14 protein-coding genes are annotated in these 18193 nt (G+C 63.3%); 10 read left to right on the plus strand and 4 right to left on the minus strand.

The window, feature by feature from the left end; all coding sequences use genetic code 11:
* From C100_RS38105 to C100_RS38150, 10 genes are all read left to right on the plus strand, one after another.
* A partial coding sequence (locus C100_RS38105) for an alpha/beta hydrolase (protein WP_024020351.1) occupies positions 1-743 on the plus strand: 743 nt, incomplete at its 5' end.
* Positions 744-768: 25 nt separating this feature from the next.
* The gene (locus C100_RS38110) at positions 769-2073 is read left to right on the plus strand and encodes a glycoside hydrolase family 1 protein (RefSeq protein WP_024020352.1); all 1305 of its coding nucleotides are present in this window, start codon (positions 769-771) and stop codon (positions 2071-2073) included.
* A 13-nt stretch (positions 2074-2086) separates the two neighbouring features.
* On the plus strand, positions 2087-3016 hold the full coding sequence (locus tag C100_RS38115; protein WP_031309658.1) for an alpha/beta hydrolase: 930 nt from the start codon (positions 2087-2089) through the stop codon (positions 3014-3016).
* Positions 3013-3465, plus strand: a complete 453-nt coding sequence (locus tag C100_RS38120; RefSeq protein ID WP_024020354.1) for a hypothetical protein — start codon at positions 3013-3015, stop codon at positions 3463-3465. The genes C100_RS38115 and C100_RS38120 overlap by 4 nt, the downstream gene beginning before the upstream one ends.
* Positions 3466-3484: 19 nt before the next feature.
* Positions 3485-6817, plus strand: a complete 3333-nt coding sequence (locus C100_RS38125) for a glycosyl hydrolase (RefSeq protein ID WP_152536477.1) — start codon at positions 3485-3487, stop codon at positions 6815-6817.
* Positions 6818-6879: 62 nt separating this feature from the next.
* Positions 6880-7785 carry a non-homologous end joining protein Ku gene (gene ku, locus C100_RS38130; RefSeq protein WP_024020356.1) on the plus strand — a complete coding sequence of 302 codons (906 nt, stop codon included), beginning with the start codon at positions 6880-6882 and terminating at the stop codon, positions 7783-7785.
* Positions 7786-7789: 4 nt separating this feature from the next.
* Complete coding sequence (locus C100_RS38135) at positions 7790-8260, plus strand: MgtC/SapB family protein (protein ID WP_024020357.1); 471 nt, start codon at positions 7790-7792, stop codon at positions 8258-8260.
* Entirely contained in the window at positions 8260-10764 is a 2505-nt protein-coding gene (ligD, locus tag C100_RS38140; RefSeq protein WP_024020358.1) for a DNA ligase D, read from the plus strand. Before C100_RS38135 ends, ligD begins: the two co-directional genes overlap by 1 nt.
* Positions 10765-10871: 107 nt before the next feature.
* A complete protein-coding gene (locus C100_RS38145; RefSeq protein ID WP_031309660.1) occupies positions 10872-11960 on the plus strand; it encodes a glycosyltransferase family 4 protein in 1089 nt (362 codons plus the stop codon).
* 12 nt (positions 11961-11972) lie between these two features.
* Entirely contained in the window at positions 11973-14189 is a 2217-nt protein-coding gene (locus C100_RS38150) for an amylo-alpha-1,6-glucosidase (protein WP_031309661.1), read from the plus strand.
* Between the two features lie 179 nt (positions 14190-14368).
* Here C100_RS38150 and fghA read toward each other — a convergent pair whose 3' ends face one another.
* From fghA to C100_RS38170, 4 genes are all read right to left on the minus strand, one after another.
* The gene (gene fghA, locus C100_RS38155) at positions 14369-15202 is read right to left on the minus strand and encodes an S-formylglutathione hydrolase (protein ID WP_024020361.1); all 834 of its coding nucleotides are present in this window, start codon (positions 15200-15202) and stop codon (positions 14369-14371) included.
* A gap of 3 nt (positions 15203-15205) precedes the next feature.
* Entirely contained in the window at positions 15206-16318 is a 1113-nt protein-coding gene (locus tag C100_RS38160; RefSeq protein WP_024020362.1) for an S-(hydroxymethyl)glutathione dehydrogenase/class III alcohol dehydrogenase, read from the minus strand.
* Positions 16319-16484: 166 nt separating this feature from the next.
* Positions 16485-17774 carry a DUF3422 domain-containing protein gene (locus C100_RS38165; RefSeq protein WP_024020363.1) on the minus strand — a complete coding sequence of 430 codons (1290 nt, stop codon included), beginning with the start codon at positions 17772-17774 and terminating at the stop codon, positions 16485-16487.
* Positions 17775-17785: 11 nt separating this feature from the next.
* Complete coding sequence (locus C100_RS38170; protein ID WP_024020364.1) at positions 17786-18193, minus strand: VOC family protein; 408 nt, start codon at positions 18191-18193, stop codon at positions 17786-17788.

Below are 18193 nucleotides of genomic sequence, written 5' to 3' on the forward strand. Positions count from 1 at the left end.
CCGCCAGCGCCGCCGACATCGCCTATGGCCCGCACGAACGTCATCGCCTCGACATCTATCATCCCCAGACCGACAGCCTCGTCCCCATCCTTCTCTTCGTCCATGGCGGGGGCTTCCTCAAAGGGGATAAAGGCGGTGCCGACGCCTGGCCCAACGCCAATGTCGGCCGCATGGCGGCGCAAGCAGGCTTTCTGGGCGTCGTCATCAACTATCGCCTCGCACCCGATTCTGTCTGGCCGGCCGGGTCGGAAGATGTCGCGTCCGCCATCGCTTGGCTCAGGACCAATGGCGCGCAGCATGGCGGCGATCCCGACCGGATCATATTGGCGGGCACATCAGCGGGCGCCGTCCATGTCGCGGGCTATCTGCGTCTCGCCGGCGATCAGGCCATAAGCGACGTGCGGGCCGCCATCCTGCTTTCGGGCCTCTATGGCTATACGTCTCTCGATGAGCGCGACACGCTCTATTATGGCGATCCGGCGCTTTATCCTGACCGAATGCCGCGCGATGCAGTTGCCGCGACGAAGCTGCCGATACTGGTTGCCTGCGCTGAATTCGACCCGCCGCGCTTCCAGGCGGAATTTATCGGTCTGATGCGGGATCGGCTGGACCGCCACGGTGCCTTGCCGCGCGCGCTCATTCTCTCGGGCCATAATCACTACACCATGCCGATGCACCTTGGCACTGCCGACCGGCGGCTCGCCGATGAAATTTGCGCCTTCATCCGCGACATCGCCGCCTGAAAAAATCATAAGGAGAGAGGGACATATGTTCGACCGCAGGACGCTTCTGGCTACCACGGCCGCCCTGATGGCGGCGCCGGCGATGGCCGCGCGCAAAAGCGCCGATCCCGCCTTTCCCGAGGGCTTTCTCTGGGGCGCTGCCACTGCCCCGCACCAGATTGAAGGCAATAATATCGCCAGCGACCTGTGGTGGCTGGAAAACCAGCAACCCACGGTTTTCACCCAGCCCTCCGGCGACGCCTGCAATAGTTTCGAATTATGGGAAACCGATCTCGACATTGCCCGGAACATGGGCCTCAACGCCTATCGCTTCGGCATTGAATGGGCGCGGATCGAGCCGGAGAAGGGTCTATTCTCCCAGGCGATGCTGGATCATTACAAGGCGATCATCGATGGCTGCCACGCCCGTGGGCTGGCGCCGATCGTCACTTACAGCCATTTCACCGCGCCGCGCTGGTTCAGTGCACAGGGCGGCTGGACCAATGCCGAAAGCGCCGATCTGTTCGCCCGCTATTGCGATAAGGTCACGCGCGCGCTGGGGCAGGGGATCGGCCGGGTCATCACCTTCAACGAACCCAATATCCTGCTGATTCTGAAGCCCATGCTCCCGCCGCAGGTGTGGGATATTCAGAAGCTGACGCTGGAAACCGCGGCGAAGCGGCTGAATGTCGCCAAATTCGTCAGCGCAAATGTTGCGGGACTGGAGGATTTGCCCGCGCTGCAGACGGGCCTGGTCGCGGCGCACAAGGCGGGCAAGGCGGCGATCAAGGCGGTGCGACCCGATTTGCCGGTGGGCATATCGCTGGCGATGCTGGACGACCAGGCCGTGGGCAAGGCTTCGATCCGCGACCGGATGCGAGGTGAACTTTATGGCGAATGGCTCAAGGTCGCCAGCGCAGATGATTTCATCGGCGTCCAGAATTATGAGCGCGCGCTTTGGGGTGACAAGGGCCGCCTGCCTGCGCCCGCCGGTGCGACCGTCAACTGGTCGGGTACCGAGGTGTGGGCGCCATCGCTCGGCGGTGCGGTGCGCTATGCCCATGAAGCCACCGGCGTGCCGATCCTGGTGTCGGAACATGGCGTCGGCACCGACGATGACGCGATCCGCGCAAAGTTCATTCCCGAAGCGCTTGCGGGTCTCAAGGCTGCGATGGACGATGGCGTGCCGGTGCTCGGCTATTGCCACTGGTCGCTGCTCGACAATTTCGAATGGATCTTCGGCTACAAACCAAAATTCGGGCTGGTCAGTGTCGATCGCACGACATTCGCGCGCACGCCCAAGCCCAGCGCCGCCGTCTATGGCGCCATCGCCCGCCGCAATGCTCTGTAAGGGAATGAATGCGATGAAAAATCTCATATTCGCTGCGGCTTTGCTTTGCGCGGGGCCTGCCCTCGCTCAGGATGTCCGCATGGAGCCGGTCGCGGCTCCCGACCAGAAGGATGCGATCGTCCTTTATCCGGACATGCCGACGCCGCGTGGCAAGTCAGAACAATGGTCGCATATGCGTGTGACGATCGGCGCAAACCGGAATGACAATCTGGCGGTTCGAAATGTCGTGCGGCCGACCATCACACCCTATCTGCCTGATCCGGCGAAGGCGACGGGCGCGGCGGTGATCGTCGCGCCAGGCGGCGCATTTGTTTCACTGTCCATGGAGAGTGAGGGGAGCGACGTCGCCCGCTGGCTGGCCGACCATGGTGTGACGGCCTTTGTCCTCAAATACCGGCTCAATGAGACCCCGCGCGATGATGGCGGTTTTCTGAAGATGATGGGCGAACGCTTCGCCGATGCGGCAAAGGGCGATCCGGCCGAGGAGGTGAAGGAACCACGCGCTACGCAGGATGCGCTCAAAGCGCTCGACATCGTCCGCGCGCGCGCCGGGGCATTTCATGTCGATCCTGCGCGCGTCGGCATGATTGGCTTTTCCGCCGGCGCTATGACCGCGCTGAATGCCGCGTTGGAAGGCCCGGATGGTCAGCGTCCGGCCTTTATCGGCTATGTCTACGGCCCGATGGCATCTGTCGCCGTTCCGGCCGACGCCCCGCCCATGTTCGCCGCGATCGCCATGGATGACGGTCTTTTCGCAAAACAGGGTTTCGGAATCGTGGAAGCCTGGCGGCAGATGGGACGGCCGGTCGAACTGCACGCTTATGAACGTGGGGATCACGGATTTGGGGCGGGGCGGCCCGGCACGACGACGACAGGCGTGCTGCCGCAATTCCTGGCATGGATGGATATGCACGGCCTTCTTGCTGCGCCGACCGCCCAGTGACCACGGGCATTTCCATCGCGCGTGAAGCCGCGATCAGCTTCGTCATCAACGCCTTGCTCAGCGTCGTTTTCTTTCTGGGCGTTTTCGGGCTGGAAAGCCGCCCGCTCAGTTGGAGCGCGCCTGACGGGTTGGGGCTGGACTTCGTGCCGCAGAGCATCGCCGTGGCGCTTATGAGCGCGCTTGTACCATCGCTCATCGCGCGCCGACGACTGGACCACGCGCCAGCGGTGCGGACCATTTTGCTGCGCGGCGCACTGTTCGCCCTGATCGGCGCCGCGCTCGGCGCAACGCTTGCCTTTTCCATTGGCGGCGATCGGGTTCGCACCATCGGCTGGGGCGCGGCTCTGATTATGAAGATTGCCTATGGCGGCTTTCTGGGCGCGCTTGTCGCGTCCGTGGCGTTGCGACGGCTTGTGTCTTCGACCGCCTCGGCGTCGCATAAGATTTGAACATAAGGATGATCCGTTGATCAAAGCCCGCACCCTTCGCCTGGTCGCTCTGCTGGCCTGCACTGCCATTGGGACGCCGTCGCTGGCAGACGAGCTGGCGGAGGGCTTCCGCAATCCGCCGCAGTCTGCGCGCCCGCGCGTTTGGTGGCATTGGATGAATGGCAATGTGACCAAGGAGGGGATCGACAAGGATCTCGACTGGATGGCGCGCATGGGCATCGGCGGCGTCCAGAATTTCGACGCCAATCTTCAAACGCCGCAGATTGTCGAGCAGCGGCTCACCTATATGACCGACGGGTGGAAGGACGCCTTCCGCCACGCCGTGCACACCGCCGACGCCAAGGGGTTGGAATTCGCCATCGCCGCGTCGCCCGGCTGGAGCGAGACCGGCGGCCCTTGGGTCAAGCCGCAGGATGGCATGAAGAAGCTAGTCTGGAGCGAGACCGACCTGCACGGCGGCCAGCGCTTAAAGGGCGCCTTGCCGCCGCCCCCCGCCATCACCGGTCCGTTCCAGAGCGCGAAGTTCAGCGATCCGCTCAGCGGTGGCGAGGCAGGAGCGCTGCCCGGCTTCTACGCCGATGCGCGCATTCTCGCCTATCCGGTAAAGGCTGTCACCCTGCCGCAGCCCCGCGTCAGCCAAGCTGACGGCACGCCGCTCGACGCCACGCCCTTGCGCGACAATGACCTTGAAACCGTGGCGCAAGTCGTGAAGGGCGACGCCGCCCATCCCGGCGCGCTGATCCTGGACTATGGCAAGCCGGTTACGATCCGGTCCGCCAGCCTGTTCGTGCCCCATGCCCGGCCGCCCTTTGGCGATCCGGCTTACCGCCCGACGTTGGAAGCGCAGACGGCTCAGGGCTGGCGCGCGATGGGCCGTTTCACCCTGACGGAAGTCGCCTCCACCATTGCCTTTCCACCGGTGACGGCGCAGCGGTTCCGCCTGACCCTCTCGCCCAATGAGGCGCCCAGGTCGCCGGGACTGGGCGATGGCGCGCCCGGCGCGGTCATGATCGATGTCTTCGCACGTCCCGACAGCCCGACGCTGGGCATTGGCGACTTCCGCCTCTCGGCCGAAGCCAAAATCGATCAATTTGAAGTCAAGGCCGGCTATGCGATCGTGCCAGACTATAACAGTTTGAGTGACGGCATCGGGGATGGGCCTGCAATCGACCCGGCCCAGCTTCTCGATCTCACCGACCGCCTGCGCGCCGATGGCACACTCGACTGGACCGCACCCGGCGGCAGCGATTGGCGGATCGTACGCATGGGCTATTCACTAACCGGCAAGACCAACCATCCCGCCACGCCCGAAGCTACTGGCCTGGAAGTCGATAAATATGATGCGGCCGCCGTCCGCCGCTATCTTGAAACCTATATTGGCATGTATCGTGACACGGTGGGCGGGGAATGGATTGGTCAAAAGGGCATCCGCGCCCTTCTTACCGATAGTATAGAGGTTGGCGCGTCCAACTGGACTCGGCGCATGGTGGAGGAGTTCAAGGCGCGGCGCGGCTATGATCCGGTGCCTTTCCTCCCCACGCTGACGGGCGCAGTTGTCAGCTCCGCAGCGCGCAGCGACGCTTTCCTTCATGATTATCGCCAGACTCTGGCCGATTTGGTCGCTGATGCCCATTATGGCACAGTGGCTACGGTCGCGCACGAAAATGGCTTGATAGTCTATGGCGAGGCGCTGGAAAATGGCCGCCCGGTGCTGGGTGATGACCTGGCCATGCGCGCCCATACCGACGTGCCGATGGCGGCGATGTGGACCTTCAATCGCGGCGCCGCGCCGCGCCCGACGCTCATCGGCGACATGAAGGGGGCCGCCTCGGTCGCCCATATCTACGGCCAGAATATCGTGTCGGCCGAATCCATGACCTCCGCCTTCGCGCCGTGGGCCTTTGCTCCGTCGGACCTCAAGCGCGTGATCGATCTGGAATTTGCATCTGGCGTCAACCGGCCGATCGTCCACACATCGGTCCACCAGCCGGTCGATGACAAGCAGCCCGGCCTCAGCCTCATGATCTTTGGTCAATATTTCAATCGGCATGAAAGCTGGGCCGACATGGCTAAGCCCTGGGTCGAGTACATGTCCCGCACCGGCTATTTGCTCCAGCAGGGTCGCGACCATGCCGACCTGGCCTATTTCTACGGTGAGGATGCGCCGATCACCGCGCTGTTCGAACAGGGCGTGCCCGCCGATTTGCCGGTCCGCTACGCCTATGATTTCGTCAACGCCGACGTCCTTGCCAACCGCATGAACGTCGACAATGGCGAACTGGTCGCTGGCGAGGCGCGCTATCGCGCCCTCTATTTGGGCGGGTCGAGCCGGGTGATGACCTTGGCGACATTGCGACGCATCGCCGCCCTGGTCGAAGCTGGCGCGACCGTCATCGGCAGCGCGCCCGAACGCGCACCGGGCCTTCAGGATGACGCCACGGCTTTCAAGGCGCTGGTTGCTCAGCTTTGGCAAGGCCAGGCAATGGCCAAGGGCCGGGTGATAGCCAGTGAGGACGCGGAAGCGGCGCTTGCCAGTATTGGCGTCGGGCCGGACTTTCGTATCAGCGACGGCGCTGCCGATACAGACTATCGCTTTGTTCATCGCAGGCTTGCCGATGGCGACCTCTATTTTGTCAACAACCGCACTGCCACGGCCGGCCGGATCGAGGCGCGCTTCCGCGTGACCGGGAAACAGCCTGAAATCTGGCGCGCGATCGACGGCACGGCGAAACCGGTCTCCTACCGGACCGATGGCGCCGAGACGGTGATCCCGCTCGATGTCGGCGCAGAGGACGCCTTCTTCATCCTCTTCCGCAACCCTGCAAAGGCGCGCGCCGCCACAATCGCGGGCAAGGCTATGCGACCGGTGGGAAGGCTCGCCAATCCTTGGACGGTCCGCTTCCAGCCCGGCCGGGGTGCTCCGGCGCAGATCGTCATGCCGACGCTCAGGCCGCTTGAGAGCAACGCCGACAAAGGCGTGCGCTATTTTTCCGGGACGGCGACCTACAGCACACGCTTCAGCGTACCGAAAGGGATGAAGCCCGGCGCGCCGCTCTGGATTGACCTAGGGACGATCGGTGACCTCGCCGAAGTCCGCGTCAATGGGCAGTTCGCCGGCACCAGCTGGTTCGCGCCTTATCGTCTCGACATTGGCGATCTTGTGAAGCCGGGCGTCAATGATCTGGAGATCAAGGTCGCAAACCTGTGGGTCAATCGCCTGATCGGCGATCAGCAGCCCGGCGCGGAGAAGATCACCTTCACCGCTGCCCCGACCTATCGACCGGATGCGCCGCTGCGACCATCGGGTCTGATCGGGCCGGTCACACTTCAGGCGGAAACCGACATGCCCTGACGGCTGGTCGCTTATCGGGAACTTCCTGCCGTCCTGCGCGCTGTGCCGCTGGAGGTTCGTCCATGGCTGCGCGTGCTTATTGGCAGGGTCAGATCAGGCTGGCGCTGGTATCGATCCCGGTGGAAATCTATCCCGCGACCCGGTCCGGGGCGGCCATTTCCTTTCGTCAGATCCATGAGCCATCCGGCAAACCGATCAAATATGAAAAGGTGGTGGCCGGTGTCGGCCCGGTCGATCCCGACGAAATTTTAAAAGGCTTTGAGATTTCGAAGGGCAATTATGTCCTGCTGGAGCAGGAGGAGATAGAAGCGGTCAAGATCGAGAGCCGCAAGACGCTGGAACTGGTCCAGTTTGTCGAATCCGATGCAATCGACGTGCTTTACTATGAAAAGCCCTATTTCGTGCTGCCCGCCGATGATCTGGCGGAAGAAGCCTATGCCGTGCTGCGCGATGCGCTGCGCCGGACGCGCAAGGTGGGGCTTGGGCAATTATCGGTGCGCGGGCGCGAGCAGCTCGTTTCGCTCAAGCCTTGCGGGCGCGGCATGGTGCTCGAAGTGCTGCGCTATGCGGATGAGGTGACGCGCGCCCAGACCTATTTCCGCGGCTTGCCCGATACGCAGGCCGATGCCGACCTGCTCGACCTTGCCACCACGATCATCGAGAAGAAGACGGCCCCGTTCAAGCCCGAGGAATTTCATGACCGTTATGTCGATGCGCTCGGACAGCTGATCGAAAAGAAGAAGAAGGCCAAGGGCAAGCGGGTGATCGAGGATGTAGAGGAGCCGACCGACGCGCACGGCGGCAATGTCATCGACCTCATGGCCGCGCTCAAGAAATCGGTGGGCAGTGGTGGCGCCGACGCTGCGAAGAAGAGTGCGCCAGCGAAGAAGACGAGGTCGCGCAGTTCGCCGAAGTCCTCCTCCTCCTCCCGCAGCCGTTCGACAAGCGCGCGCAAGAAAAGCGCCTGATCCGATGGAGCTGAATGCCGCCACGCCGCTCCATGTCATTGACGGCCCAATTTTGTTGCGGCTGGGGGTGGCGGCGGTGCTGGGCCTGTTGCTGGGTCTGGACCGCGAATTGCGCGGCCATGCCGCCGGTCTTCGCACCCATGGCATAATCTGCTTCACCTGCGCGCTCATGACGATCAGTGCCATCGCGCTGCACAAACAGTTCAGCGGCGAAGGCAATATCGATCCGCTGCGTGTGTTCGAAGCGTCGGCCGCTTTCACCGGCATCATCGCCGCAGGCGTGATCGTGTTCAGCCGGGGGAAGGTCAAGAATCTCACGACCGCCGCGCATCTCTGGCTGGCGGCCATGATCGGCATCGCCTGCGGTGCGGGCCAGTGGCCGCTGGTGATCAGCGCAACGATCATCGCGGTCCTGATGCTTACCTTGCTTGGGCTGGTCGAGGATCGCTGGATCAAACGCCGGGAGGACGAGTGATGGCCACCAAAACGCCGCTTGCCACATATAATGCCAAGCGGGATTTCGCTCGTACCCGCGAGCCAGAAGGGGTGGTCGCGCCGGCGGGCGGCAACAGCTTCGTGGTTCAGAAGCACGCAGCTACGCGGCTGCACTGGGATTTTCGGCTGGAAGTGGACGGCGTGCTCAAAAGCTGGGCGGTGACCAAAGGCCCCAGTCTGGACCCCGCCGACAAGCGGCTGGCCGTGCGGACCGAGGATCACCCGCTCAGCTATGGTGATTTTGAAGGCACCATTCCGAAGGGCGAATATGGCGGCGGAACGGTGATGCTGTGGGACCGGGGAACATGGGAACCGGTCGAGGGCAAGAACGCGAAGGATCTGGACAAGGGCCATCTTCATTTCATCCTCCATGGCGAACGGATGAAGGGCGAATGGCTGCTCGTGCGGATGAAGGGGCGCCCCGGCGAAAAGCGCGAAAACTGGTTGTTGCGCAAGGTCGAGGACAGGCAGGCAGACCCGGACGGCGCCTTGATCGAGCGCGCGCTCAGCAGCGTACTGACCGGCCGCTCCATGGCGGAAATCGCCGCTGACAAGGGCGCTGCCCAGTCGCTCGCCGGTGCGAAGGGGAAGGCCTTTGCCGACAAGATGCAGGCGGCCCGCACCCATAATGCCAAGGTGCAGCGTAACGGCCGCAAGACCGCAGGCCGCCCGCCCGCCTTCGCGAAACCGCAGCTCGCTACGTTGGTCGACAGCGTGCCGACCGGCAATGAATGGCTGCATGAAATCAAGTTTGACGGCTATCGTGCGCTGATCTCGGTAGCGGGGGACAAGATTCGCATCTTCACCCGCAACGGGCTCGACTGGACGGAGAAATTTCCTTCGCTGGTGGACAGCCTCGCCGCACTCGACCTGCCGCCGGCGCTGATCGACGGCGAAATCGTCGCATTCGGTGCGGATGGCAATCCCAGCTTCTCCGCGCTCCAGGCCGTCCTCAAGCGCGGCCATGGCGCCGAGAGCCGCGACGCGCCTTTGACTCTCTTCGCCTTCGACCTCCTCTCACTGGACGGCGCGGATCTTAAACCCTTGTCCACCGTAGAGCGCAAGGAACGGCTCGAAGCGCTGCTCCACGATGCGCAGCCGCCGATCCATGTCGCCGACCATGTGATTGGCGCGGGCGAGGAACTCTACCGCTCCATGTGCGGAGCCGGGCAGGAAGGGATTATCGCCAAGCGAGGCGACGCACCCTATCGGGCGGGTCGAACCAGAAATTGGGTGAAGGTCAAATGCACCCGACGGCAGGAATTCGTCATCATCGGCTGGAGCAGGAGCAGCGCCAAAGGTCGTCCCTTCCGCTCGCTGCTGTTGGCGCAGAAAGAGGGCAAGGCCCTTGTCTACAAGGGGAAGGTCGGCACCGGATTTAACACGCAGACGATGGATGAGCTGGCCGGCGCGATGGAAAAGTTGACGGTCGATAAGGCACCTGCCGAACTGCCTGCGGCCGATGCGCGGGGTGCGCGCTGGATCAAGCCGCAGCTCGTGGCGGAAGTCGCCTTTGCCGAGTTCACCGCCGAAGGGCGTGTCCGCCACGCCAGCTTCCTGGGCCTGCGCGCCGACAAGAAGGCGAAGGATGTGACGCCTGAACGTCCAGCCCCTGCGCCCGCACCGCATAGCGCGATCAGCATCAGCAATCGAGACCGGGTGATCTTCCCGGAAAGCGGCCAGACCAAGGGGCAGCTGGCGGACTATTATGCCAGCATCGCGCCGCTCATGCTGCCTTTCGCCGCCAACCGTCCGATCAGCCTGGTCCGCTGTCCACAGGGCCGCGGCAAGAAATGCTTTTTCCAAAAGCATGACAGCGGCGCTTTTGGCACATCCGTGCATCAGGTGCCGATCCGCGAAAAGGACGGCGGCGCCGAGGATTATCTCTTTGTCGAGGGTGCTGACGGCCTGCTCGCCTGCGTCCAGATGGGAACGATCGAATTTCACGGCTGGGCCAGCCGCGCCGATGCGGTGGAACGGCCCGACCGCATGATCTTCGATCTTGATCCTGACGAAGGCATGGATTTTGCGCGGGTCGTGCGCGCGGCTATCGACATACGCCATGCGCTGAGCGACCTTGGGCTCGTCTCCTTCGCGATGTTGTCCGGGGGCAAGGGCGTCCATGTGGTCGTGCCGCTGACGCCGGGCCATGACTGGGAGCGGCATAAGGATTTCGCCGCCCGCTTCGCCCAGGCGTTGAGCGCGGCCGAGCCGGACCGCTTTGTCGCGACCATGAGCAAGGCCAAGCGCAAGGACCGGATCTTCATCGACTGGCTGCGCAATCAGCGCGGCAGCACGGCCATCCTTCCCTATTCTGCTCGTGCGCGCGCAGGCGCGCCGGTGGCGGTGCCGGTCGATTGGGAGGAACTGGGCGGGATCAAGGACGCCCATCCCTATGCGATCGATGCCGTCCAGACCCTGCTTGATCGCGCCCGCAGCCTCAAGGGCTGGGGCTTTGCAGCGCAGCATCTGCCGGACCTCTGAGGATTTGCGACCAGCGGAGTTGGTACGATGCAACCTGTGTGGCGGGTTGGCACTTTACCGTTCAGGACGCGATGCGGGGCGCGGCCGGTCAAAGGAAAAAGATCATTATGAAGATTGCCCAGATTGCCCCGCTGGCCGAAAGCGTGCCTCCCAGACTCTATGGCGGCACAGAACGTATCGTCTCCTATCTGACGGAGGAACTGGTTCGCCAGGGGCATGACGTGACCCTGTTCGCCAGCGGGGATTCCGTCACCTCGGCAAAGCTTGTCCCGGTCACGACCATGGCGCTGCGCCTCAACCCGCATGTGAAAGACCCCATCCCCCATCATATGATCCTGCTCGATGAGGTTCGCCGTCGCGCGGACCAGTTCGACATACTGCATTTCCACATCGACCTGCTGCATATGCCGATGGTGCAGGACCAGCTCGACCATACGGTCACGACCTTGCATGGCCGGCTCGACCTGCCCGACCTGGTGCCGTTTTACCGTTCCTTTCCTGATAGTTGTCTGGTGTCGATTTCGGACCATCAGCGGCGGCCGATGCCACCGGTCAACTGGGGCGGCACCATCTATCACGGACTGCCCATCGACCTGTTGCCACCGCGCCTTGGCCAGGCTGCGGGTTATCTCGCCTTCCTGGGTCGCATCTCCCCTGAAAAGCGGCCGGACCGGGCCATCCGCATTGCCGCCCAGGCGGGTCACCCGCTCAAGATTGCGGCTAAGATCGATAATGTGGATCGCGCCTATTGGGACAATGAGATCGCACCGCTGGTGCGGGCGCATCCCAATGTCGAGTTTATCGGCGAGATCAACGAACGGCAGAAAGCGGAGTTTCTGGGCAATGCCGCCGCGCTGCTGTTTCCGATCGACTGGCCCGAACCCTTTGGCCTGGTGATGATCGAGGCAATGGCCTGTGCCACGCCGGTCATCGCCTTTCGTTGCGGGTCGGTTCCCGAAATCATCGACCATGGTGTTTCGGGTTTTGTGGTCAACAGCGAGGTTGAGGCAGTAGCGGCGGTCGGGGCAGCATTGAAGCTCGACAGGGCTGGGGTGCGGGCCGCCTTTGACACACGCTTCACGGCAACACGCATGGCGCATGATTATGTTGCCCTCTATACTGACCTGATCGCTGGCCGTGTCGCGCCGGGACTGGGGTCGCTGCGGGACAAAGGGTCGGATCTGCTTGTCGCTTAGGAGGCGCTGATCATGACACTTGCCCCCCTCCATCCCGATGCCCCGGATCTTGATCCGGGGCAGATGCTTTCCCAAGGACAGACTCAGTTTTTCATTCCGGCGACCGCCTCGCTGGCCGAGCGTCGCCCGCGCACCCTCAAACATGACGACAGTTTCGCTGTTTTCGACCATAGTGGCGATGCGATTGCCGGACCGGGCAGCCCCGAAGGGCTATATCATCGCGACACGCGGCATTTGTCGCATCTCTATCTGACGGTGAACGGCCTGCGCCCGATCCTGCTCAGTTCGGCAGTGCGCGACGATAATATGATCCTGACCTGCGACCTGACCAACCCCGACTTTTTCGGCGAGGATGGGCGAGTGGAGGTCGGACATGATCTCATCCACCTCCGCCGCACCCGCTTCCTGTGGCGGGGGGCGGTCTATGAGCGCATCACCGTGCGCAATTTCGATACCGATATACGGACGGTCGACGTGGACATCGGTTTCGCGGCCGATTTCGCCGACCTGTTCGAAATTCGCGGCATGACCCGGTTGCGGCGAGGTGTTACGCGCGATCCAGATGTGGCCCGCGCCGAGGTGCGCCTGGCCTATCTCGGGCGCGACGATCGGGAACGCTGCACCCATATCCAGTTCGACCCCGCTCCCGACACCCTGTCGCCCACCAACGCCCGGTTCCGTGTCTCGGTGCCAGCGGGCGAGCGTTGCACCCTTTTCATGCGTGTATGCTGCGACCGGGCGGAAGCGGCGCCCAGCCTGTCCTTTGAATTTCTCAAGTCCCTGCGCGAAGTGATGCAGCACGCCAAGCAGGCTCAGGCGCGCGGCGCGTCCATCCGGTCCTCCAACGCTTTGTTCAACGAGGTTTCGCGACGCTCCTTCTCCGACATCGTCATGCTATCGACAGAGACGGACTATGGTCCTTATCCCTATGCCGGCATACCCTGGTTCAGTACGGTATTCGGGCGGGACGCGATCATCACGGCGCTGGAAATGCTGTGGCTCGACCCGGCGCTGGCGCGCGGCGTGCTCGGTTATCTGGCGGCGCATCAGGCGACCCGCTTCGATCCGGTCGCCGACGCCGAACCGGGCAAGATCCTGCACGAAGTGCGCCGGGGCGAGATGGCGGAACTGGGGGAGGTGCCGTTCCGCCATTATTATGGCAGCATTGATTCGACCCCGCTCTTCATCATGCTGGCTGGCGCCTATCTGGAACGAACCGGTGACATCGACTTTCTGCGCGGCATACTATCTCAGGTCGAGGCCGCCTTGCGCTGGGTCGACGAGCATGGCGACCGGGATGGCGATGGCTTCGTGGAATATGGGCGGCTGACCGATCAGGGGCTTCAGAATCAGGGGTGGAAGGACAGCCATGACTCGGTCTTCCATGCCGACGGCGCCATTGCGCGCGGGCCGATCGCTCTCGCTGAGGTGCAGGCCTATGTTTATGGTGCGTGGCAAGGCGCCGCTGCCTTGTTCGATGCTGCGGGTGATGCCCTGCGCGCCACTGGCTATCGCGCCCGCGCCACGGATTTACGCCAGCGCTTCGATGATGCGTTTTTCGACGCGGCGCTGGGCACTTATGTGCTGGCGCTGGACGGAGACAAGCGGCCCTGTCGCGTGCGCGCCTCCAATGCCGGTCATGTCCTCTATACTGGACTCGCCTTGGAAAAACGGGTGGAAACCGTGGTCGCGACGCTGATGGCGCCGACTTCTTTCTCCGGCTGGGGCGTGCGGACGGTCGCGTCCACAGAAGCGCGTTATAATCCCATGAGCTATCATAATGGCTCGATCTGGCCGCATGACAATGCCCTGATCGCGGCGGGCTTTTCACGCTATGGCTTCCGTCGGGAAGCGGCACGTATATTCGAGGGGCTGTTCGCCGCAGCGACCTATGTCGATCTCATGCGATTGCCGGAGCTGTTCTGCGGCTTTCCCCGCCGCCGCTCGCAGGGGCCGACCTTCTATCCGGTCGCCTGCAGCCCGCAGGCCTGGTCGGCCGCTACGCCGCTGTCGTTGCTTCAGTCCTGCTTGGGGCTTGGTTTCGACGTGGCGGCGCGGGAAATCTGTCTGCACGACCCGATCATGCCATCCTTCCTGCAACAGTTGACGGTTCGAAGTCTTCAGATCGGTACGGCGTCGGTGGACATCGGCTTTGATCGCATGGACGACAAGGTGGTGGTCCGCCCGCTCGGCCGATCCGGTGCGGCACGGATCGTTACCATGTCCTGATCCGCGCGATTCGCCGTCCCGAAATGCGAAAAAGGCACCCATGCGCCGACGGTATCTCTGGTCGCTCGCGGGCGGCGGATCGCCGTCGGTCAGCAGTGCGGTCACCCGCATTGAACACTCATGATAGCTTGCCAGCAAGGCGAGCCGCATGGCGCGTTCCGGCTGGGCTGGGCGGAAGATTATAATCGTGCCGCGTGCCAGCGCAGATGATCCTCCATGAAGGTGGAGATGAAATAATAGCTATGATCATAGCCTGGCTGCATCCGCAGGCTGAGATCGATCCCGGCCTTGTCGCAAGCTGCTTCCAGCAGTTCGGGCTTGAGCTGTTCCGCCAGGAACTGGTCGGCCTCTCCCTGATCCACCAGCAGCGCTGGCCCGCGCGCACCATCCTCGATCAGCGCCACGGCGTCATGCCGCCGCCATGCCGCCCTATCCTGACCCAGATAGCCGCTCAGCGCCTTCTGCCCCCAGGGCGCCTGAGTCGGGGCGACGATGGGTGCAAAGGCGGACACCGCCCGGAACCGTTCTGGCAGGGAAAGGCCGATGGTGAGCGCGCCATGGCCGCCCATGCTGTGGCCCATGATCGACTGGCGGCCCATGTCGGCGGGAAAATGCGCGGCGACCAGCGCGGGCAATTCTTCCGTCACATAGGACCACATGCGATAATGATGCGCGAAGGGCGCCTGTGTCGCATCGACATAGAAGCCCGCGCCCAGCCCGAAATCATAGGCGCCGGCCGGATCGTCGGCGACGCCCTCGCCGCGGGGGGACGTGTCGGGCGCGACGAAGATCAGCCCCAGCTCAGCGCAGGCGCGGCGGAACTCGCCCTTATCGGTCACATTGGCATGAGTGCAGGTCAAGCCCGAGAGATACCAGACGACCGGAAGCAAGGCGCCGTCATCATGCGGCGGGACATAGACGGAAAATGTCATGCCGGTGCCCGTGCTGGCGGAGGCGTGGTGGTAGACACCCTGCACGCCGCCAAAGGCCCGGTTTTGTGAGACCGTCTCCATGGGTCAGAATAGCACGACGGAGCGAATGCTCTTGCCTTCATGCATCAGGTCGAAACCCTTGTTGATCTCCTCCAGCGTCAGGACATGGGTGATCATCGGATCGATCTCGATCTTGCCATTCATATACCAGTCGACAATCTTGGGCACATCGGTCCGGCCCTTCGCGCCGCCAAAGGCGGTGCCCTTCCAGACCCGGCCGGTGACCAACTGGAACGGGCGGGTGCTGATTTCCTTGCCCGCTTCGGCCACGCCGATGATGATGCTCTCGCCCCAGCCGCGATGGCAGCATTCCAGCGCGGTGCGCATCACTTCGGTATTGCCGGTCGCATCGAAACTATAGTCCGCGCCACCATCCGTCGCTTCCAGGATCTTGGCGACCGTTTCCTCCCGCGACAGACCTTTGCTGTTGATGAAATGGGTCATGCCGAATTTGCGGCCCCATTCCTCGCGATCGGCATTGATGTCGATGCCGATGATCCTGTCGGCGCCCACCATCTTCGCGCCCTGGATGACGTTGAGGCCAATGCCGCCCAGACCGAAGACGACAACATTCTCGCCTGCCTGCACCTTGGCCGTGTTGACGACTGCGCCCACACCCGTGGTCACACCGCACCCGATATAGCAACTGGTCTTGAAAGGCGCATCCTCGCGGATCTTGGCCACCGCGATCTCAGGCAGGACGGTGAAGTTGGCGAAGGTCGAGCAGCCCATATAGTGAAAGATCGGCTGGCCCTTATGTGAAAAGCGCGTGGTGCCGTCGGGCATCAGGCCCTTGCCCTGGGTCGCGCGGATGGCGGTGCACAGGTTGGTCTTGCCACTGAGGCAGCTTTTGCACTGGCGGCATTCAGGGGTGTAGAGCGGGATCACATGATCGCCCGGCTTCACGCTGGCGACGCCGGCGCCCACTTCGCGCACGATGCCCGCGCCCTCATGCCCCAGCACCGAGGGGAAGATACCCTCGCTGTCGAACCCGTCCAGCGTATAGGCGTCGGTGTGACAGATGCCCGTCGCCATGATTTCGACCAGCACCTCACCTGCCTTCGGCCCTTCCAGGTCCAGTTCGACAATCTCCAGCGGCTTCCTGGCTTCGAACGCGACGGCGGCGCGGGTCTTCATACGGTTTCTCCTGACGATAATGGCTTGCTGTAGCGTTTCTGTTGCTGGGTGATAAAGGGGGATGTGGGCAAAACTTCATGACCCGTGAGTGATAATGCCGCTCTGGCGGCTCCCTTTCCGCCGCTGCGATCAACCTCCGCAGCAGCGACATGGCGACGAGCGCGGGTTAATGGGCGGACGACCCAGGCCGTTTCACTTTCTTGAGCTGCCGGATGCCCAACCATACCGCCAATATCGTGCAAGGGATCAGCGCCACGTCGATCCAGCCGGGAATATGTGCGCCCTGATGGTCCAGCGCTTCCCTCAGATGATGCCACAGGCCCAGCGCATAATAGCTGACCGCCACCACCGACAGCCCTTCGACCGTATGTTGCAAACGCAGTTGCAACCCGGTGCGACGGTCCATCGAGGCAAGCAGGTCGCGATTGCGGCGCGCGAGGGCGGTATCGACCCTCGTTCGCAGCATCGCGCTGGTCCAGGCCGCGCGTTGCGACAGATCCTCCAGCCGGCGTGAAAAGGCGTCGCAGGTCCGCATGGCGGGCAGCAGCCGTCTTTCGGTGAAATCGTCGAGCGAGCCATAGCCACGGACCGGTGCGACGTTCAGGCTATGGATGCGGTCGAGGCATATTTGGGCGTAGGCGCTGGTTGCGCTCATCCGGTAGCGGGTGCTGGTCAATGTCTGCGCCAGCTGCGCGCTGAGCGCCGAGAGCGCTTCCAATACGGCATCGGCGTCGGCGTCGGGCTGTGCGACGCGGGCGGTGATGTCGGTCAGCTGCTGTTCCAGCCTGGACAGAAGCGGCGTCGCCGCCTGCGCTTCGGGCAGGCCAAGCAACGCCATCTTGCGATAATTGCCCAGTTCCTGGAGGCGCTGAACCAGTTGCGCCATCTCTATGCCTTCCAATCCCTTATCCTGGACCAGCAGCCGGCCGAACCCGTCCTCATGCAGCCGGAAGTCGCTCCAGATCCGGGCGCGGCCGTCGGCAACGTCGGAGATGATGAGGTCGTCAGCGGCGAAATGACCGGCGATCGTCGCGGGATCAGGCGCGTCCGTGACCAGCGCAATCTGGGTCGACCGGATGACCTGACCGGGCAATTGCGCGATCCAGTCGGCGACGCTGGCAAAGGGGGTCAGGTCGAACGGCTTGCCTGCGCCGGGAGCGAGGAAGCTGTAGGTCATGAACTCGCTGTGCCGTTCCCAGGTGAAGATGAGATCGCCTGTCGCACAGGTCAGGAAGCGGTCGCCCGGCGCGATTGCCTGGCCATGGGGTGCGAGCAGGGCATCGAGCGTTACCAGGCTGTCATCGGCTTCCTGCGCGTCCACCAGCAGCACCAACTGGATCGCGCGCGCGGGAGAGGCGAGGCGGGGGGTCTTGCGGACATGCATCTCGCGCGAGAGCGACGCGCGATGCCGGTGGCTTCGCGCGAGCAAATCCTTGAACCCGTCCGTTCCGTCCATCGTCTGCCCCCTTATGCCCCGCTTCCACTGCTCCCGGCATCTTCGTACAGCTCCAGCGGCAGGCCGTCGGGATCAGTGAAGAAGGTGAAGCGCTGGCCGGTATATTCGTCGATGCGGATCGGTTCGCAAGTGACGCCGTGGGCGGCGAGGCGCGCGACCTCTGCGTCGATGTCGGCGACCATGAAGGACAGGTGGCGCAGGCCGCAGGCTTCCGGACGCGAAGGGCGCGGCGGAGGCGAGGGGAAGGAGAAAAGCTCGATCCGGGCGTTGCCGGCGTCGAGATCGCATTTCCAGCTGTCCCGGGCTTCCCGATACACCTCATGGAGGATCGGAAAGCCCAGTATTTCGGTGTAGAAATGGCGTGAGCGGGCATAGTCCGCGCCGATGATGGCGACATGGTGGACGCCGCGCAGCCCCAT

This window comes from Sphingobium sp. C100 (assembly GCF_000508185.1).
Classification (GTDB): Bacteria; Pseudomonadota; Alphaproteobacteria; order Sphingomonadales; family Sphingomonadaceae; genus Sphingobium.

What these genes read in the sequence shown, in the direction of transcription:
- C100_RS38110 (WP_024020352.1), top strand. Translation starts at nt 769, where the DNA reads ATGTTCGACCGCAGGACGCTTCTGGCTACCACGGCCGCCCTGATGGCG.
- C100_RS38115 (WP_031309658.1), top strand. Translation starts at nt 2,087, where the DNA reads ATGAAAAATCTCATATTCGCTGCGGCTTTGCTTTGCGCGGGGCCTGCC.
- ku (WP_024020356.1), top strand. Translation starts at nt 6,880, where the DNA reads ATGGCTGCGCGTGCTTATTGGCAGGGTCAGATCAGGCTGGCGCTGGTA.
- C100_RS38135 (WP_024020357.1), top strand. Translation starts at nt 7,790, where the DNA reads ATGGAGCTGAATGCCGCCACGCCGCTCCATGTCATTGACGGCCCAATT.
- ligD (WP_024020358.1), top strand. Translation starts at nt 8,260, where the DNA reads ATGGCCACCAAAACGCCGCTTGCCACATATAATGCCAAGCGGGATTTC.
- C100_RS38145 (WP_031309660.1), top strand. Translation starts at nt 10,872, where the DNA reads ATGAAGATTGCCCAGATTGCCCCGCTGGCCGAAAGCGTGCCTCCCAGA.
- C100_RS38150 (WP_031309661.1), top strand. Translation starts at nt 11,973, where the DNA reads ATGACACTTGCCCCCCTCCATCCCGATGCCCCGGATCTTGATCCGGGG.
- fghA (WP_024020361.1), bottom strand. Translation starts at nt 15,202, where the DNA reads ATGGAGACGGTCTCACAAAACCGGGCCTTTGGCGGCGTGCAGGGTGTC.
- C100_RS38160 (WP_024020362.1), bottom strand. Translation starts at nt 16,318, where the DNA reads ATGAAGACCCGCGCCGCCGTCGCGTTCGAAGCCAGGAAGCCGCTGGAG.
- C100_RS38165 (WP_024020363.1), bottom strand. Translation starts at nt 17,774, where the DNA reads ATGGACGGAACGGACGGGTTCAAGGATTTGCTCGCGCGAAGCCACCGG.
- C100_RS38170 (WP_024020364.1), bottom strand. Translation starts at nt 18,193, where the DNA reads ATGGGGCTGCGCGGCGTCCACCATGTCGCCATCATCGGCGCGGACTAT.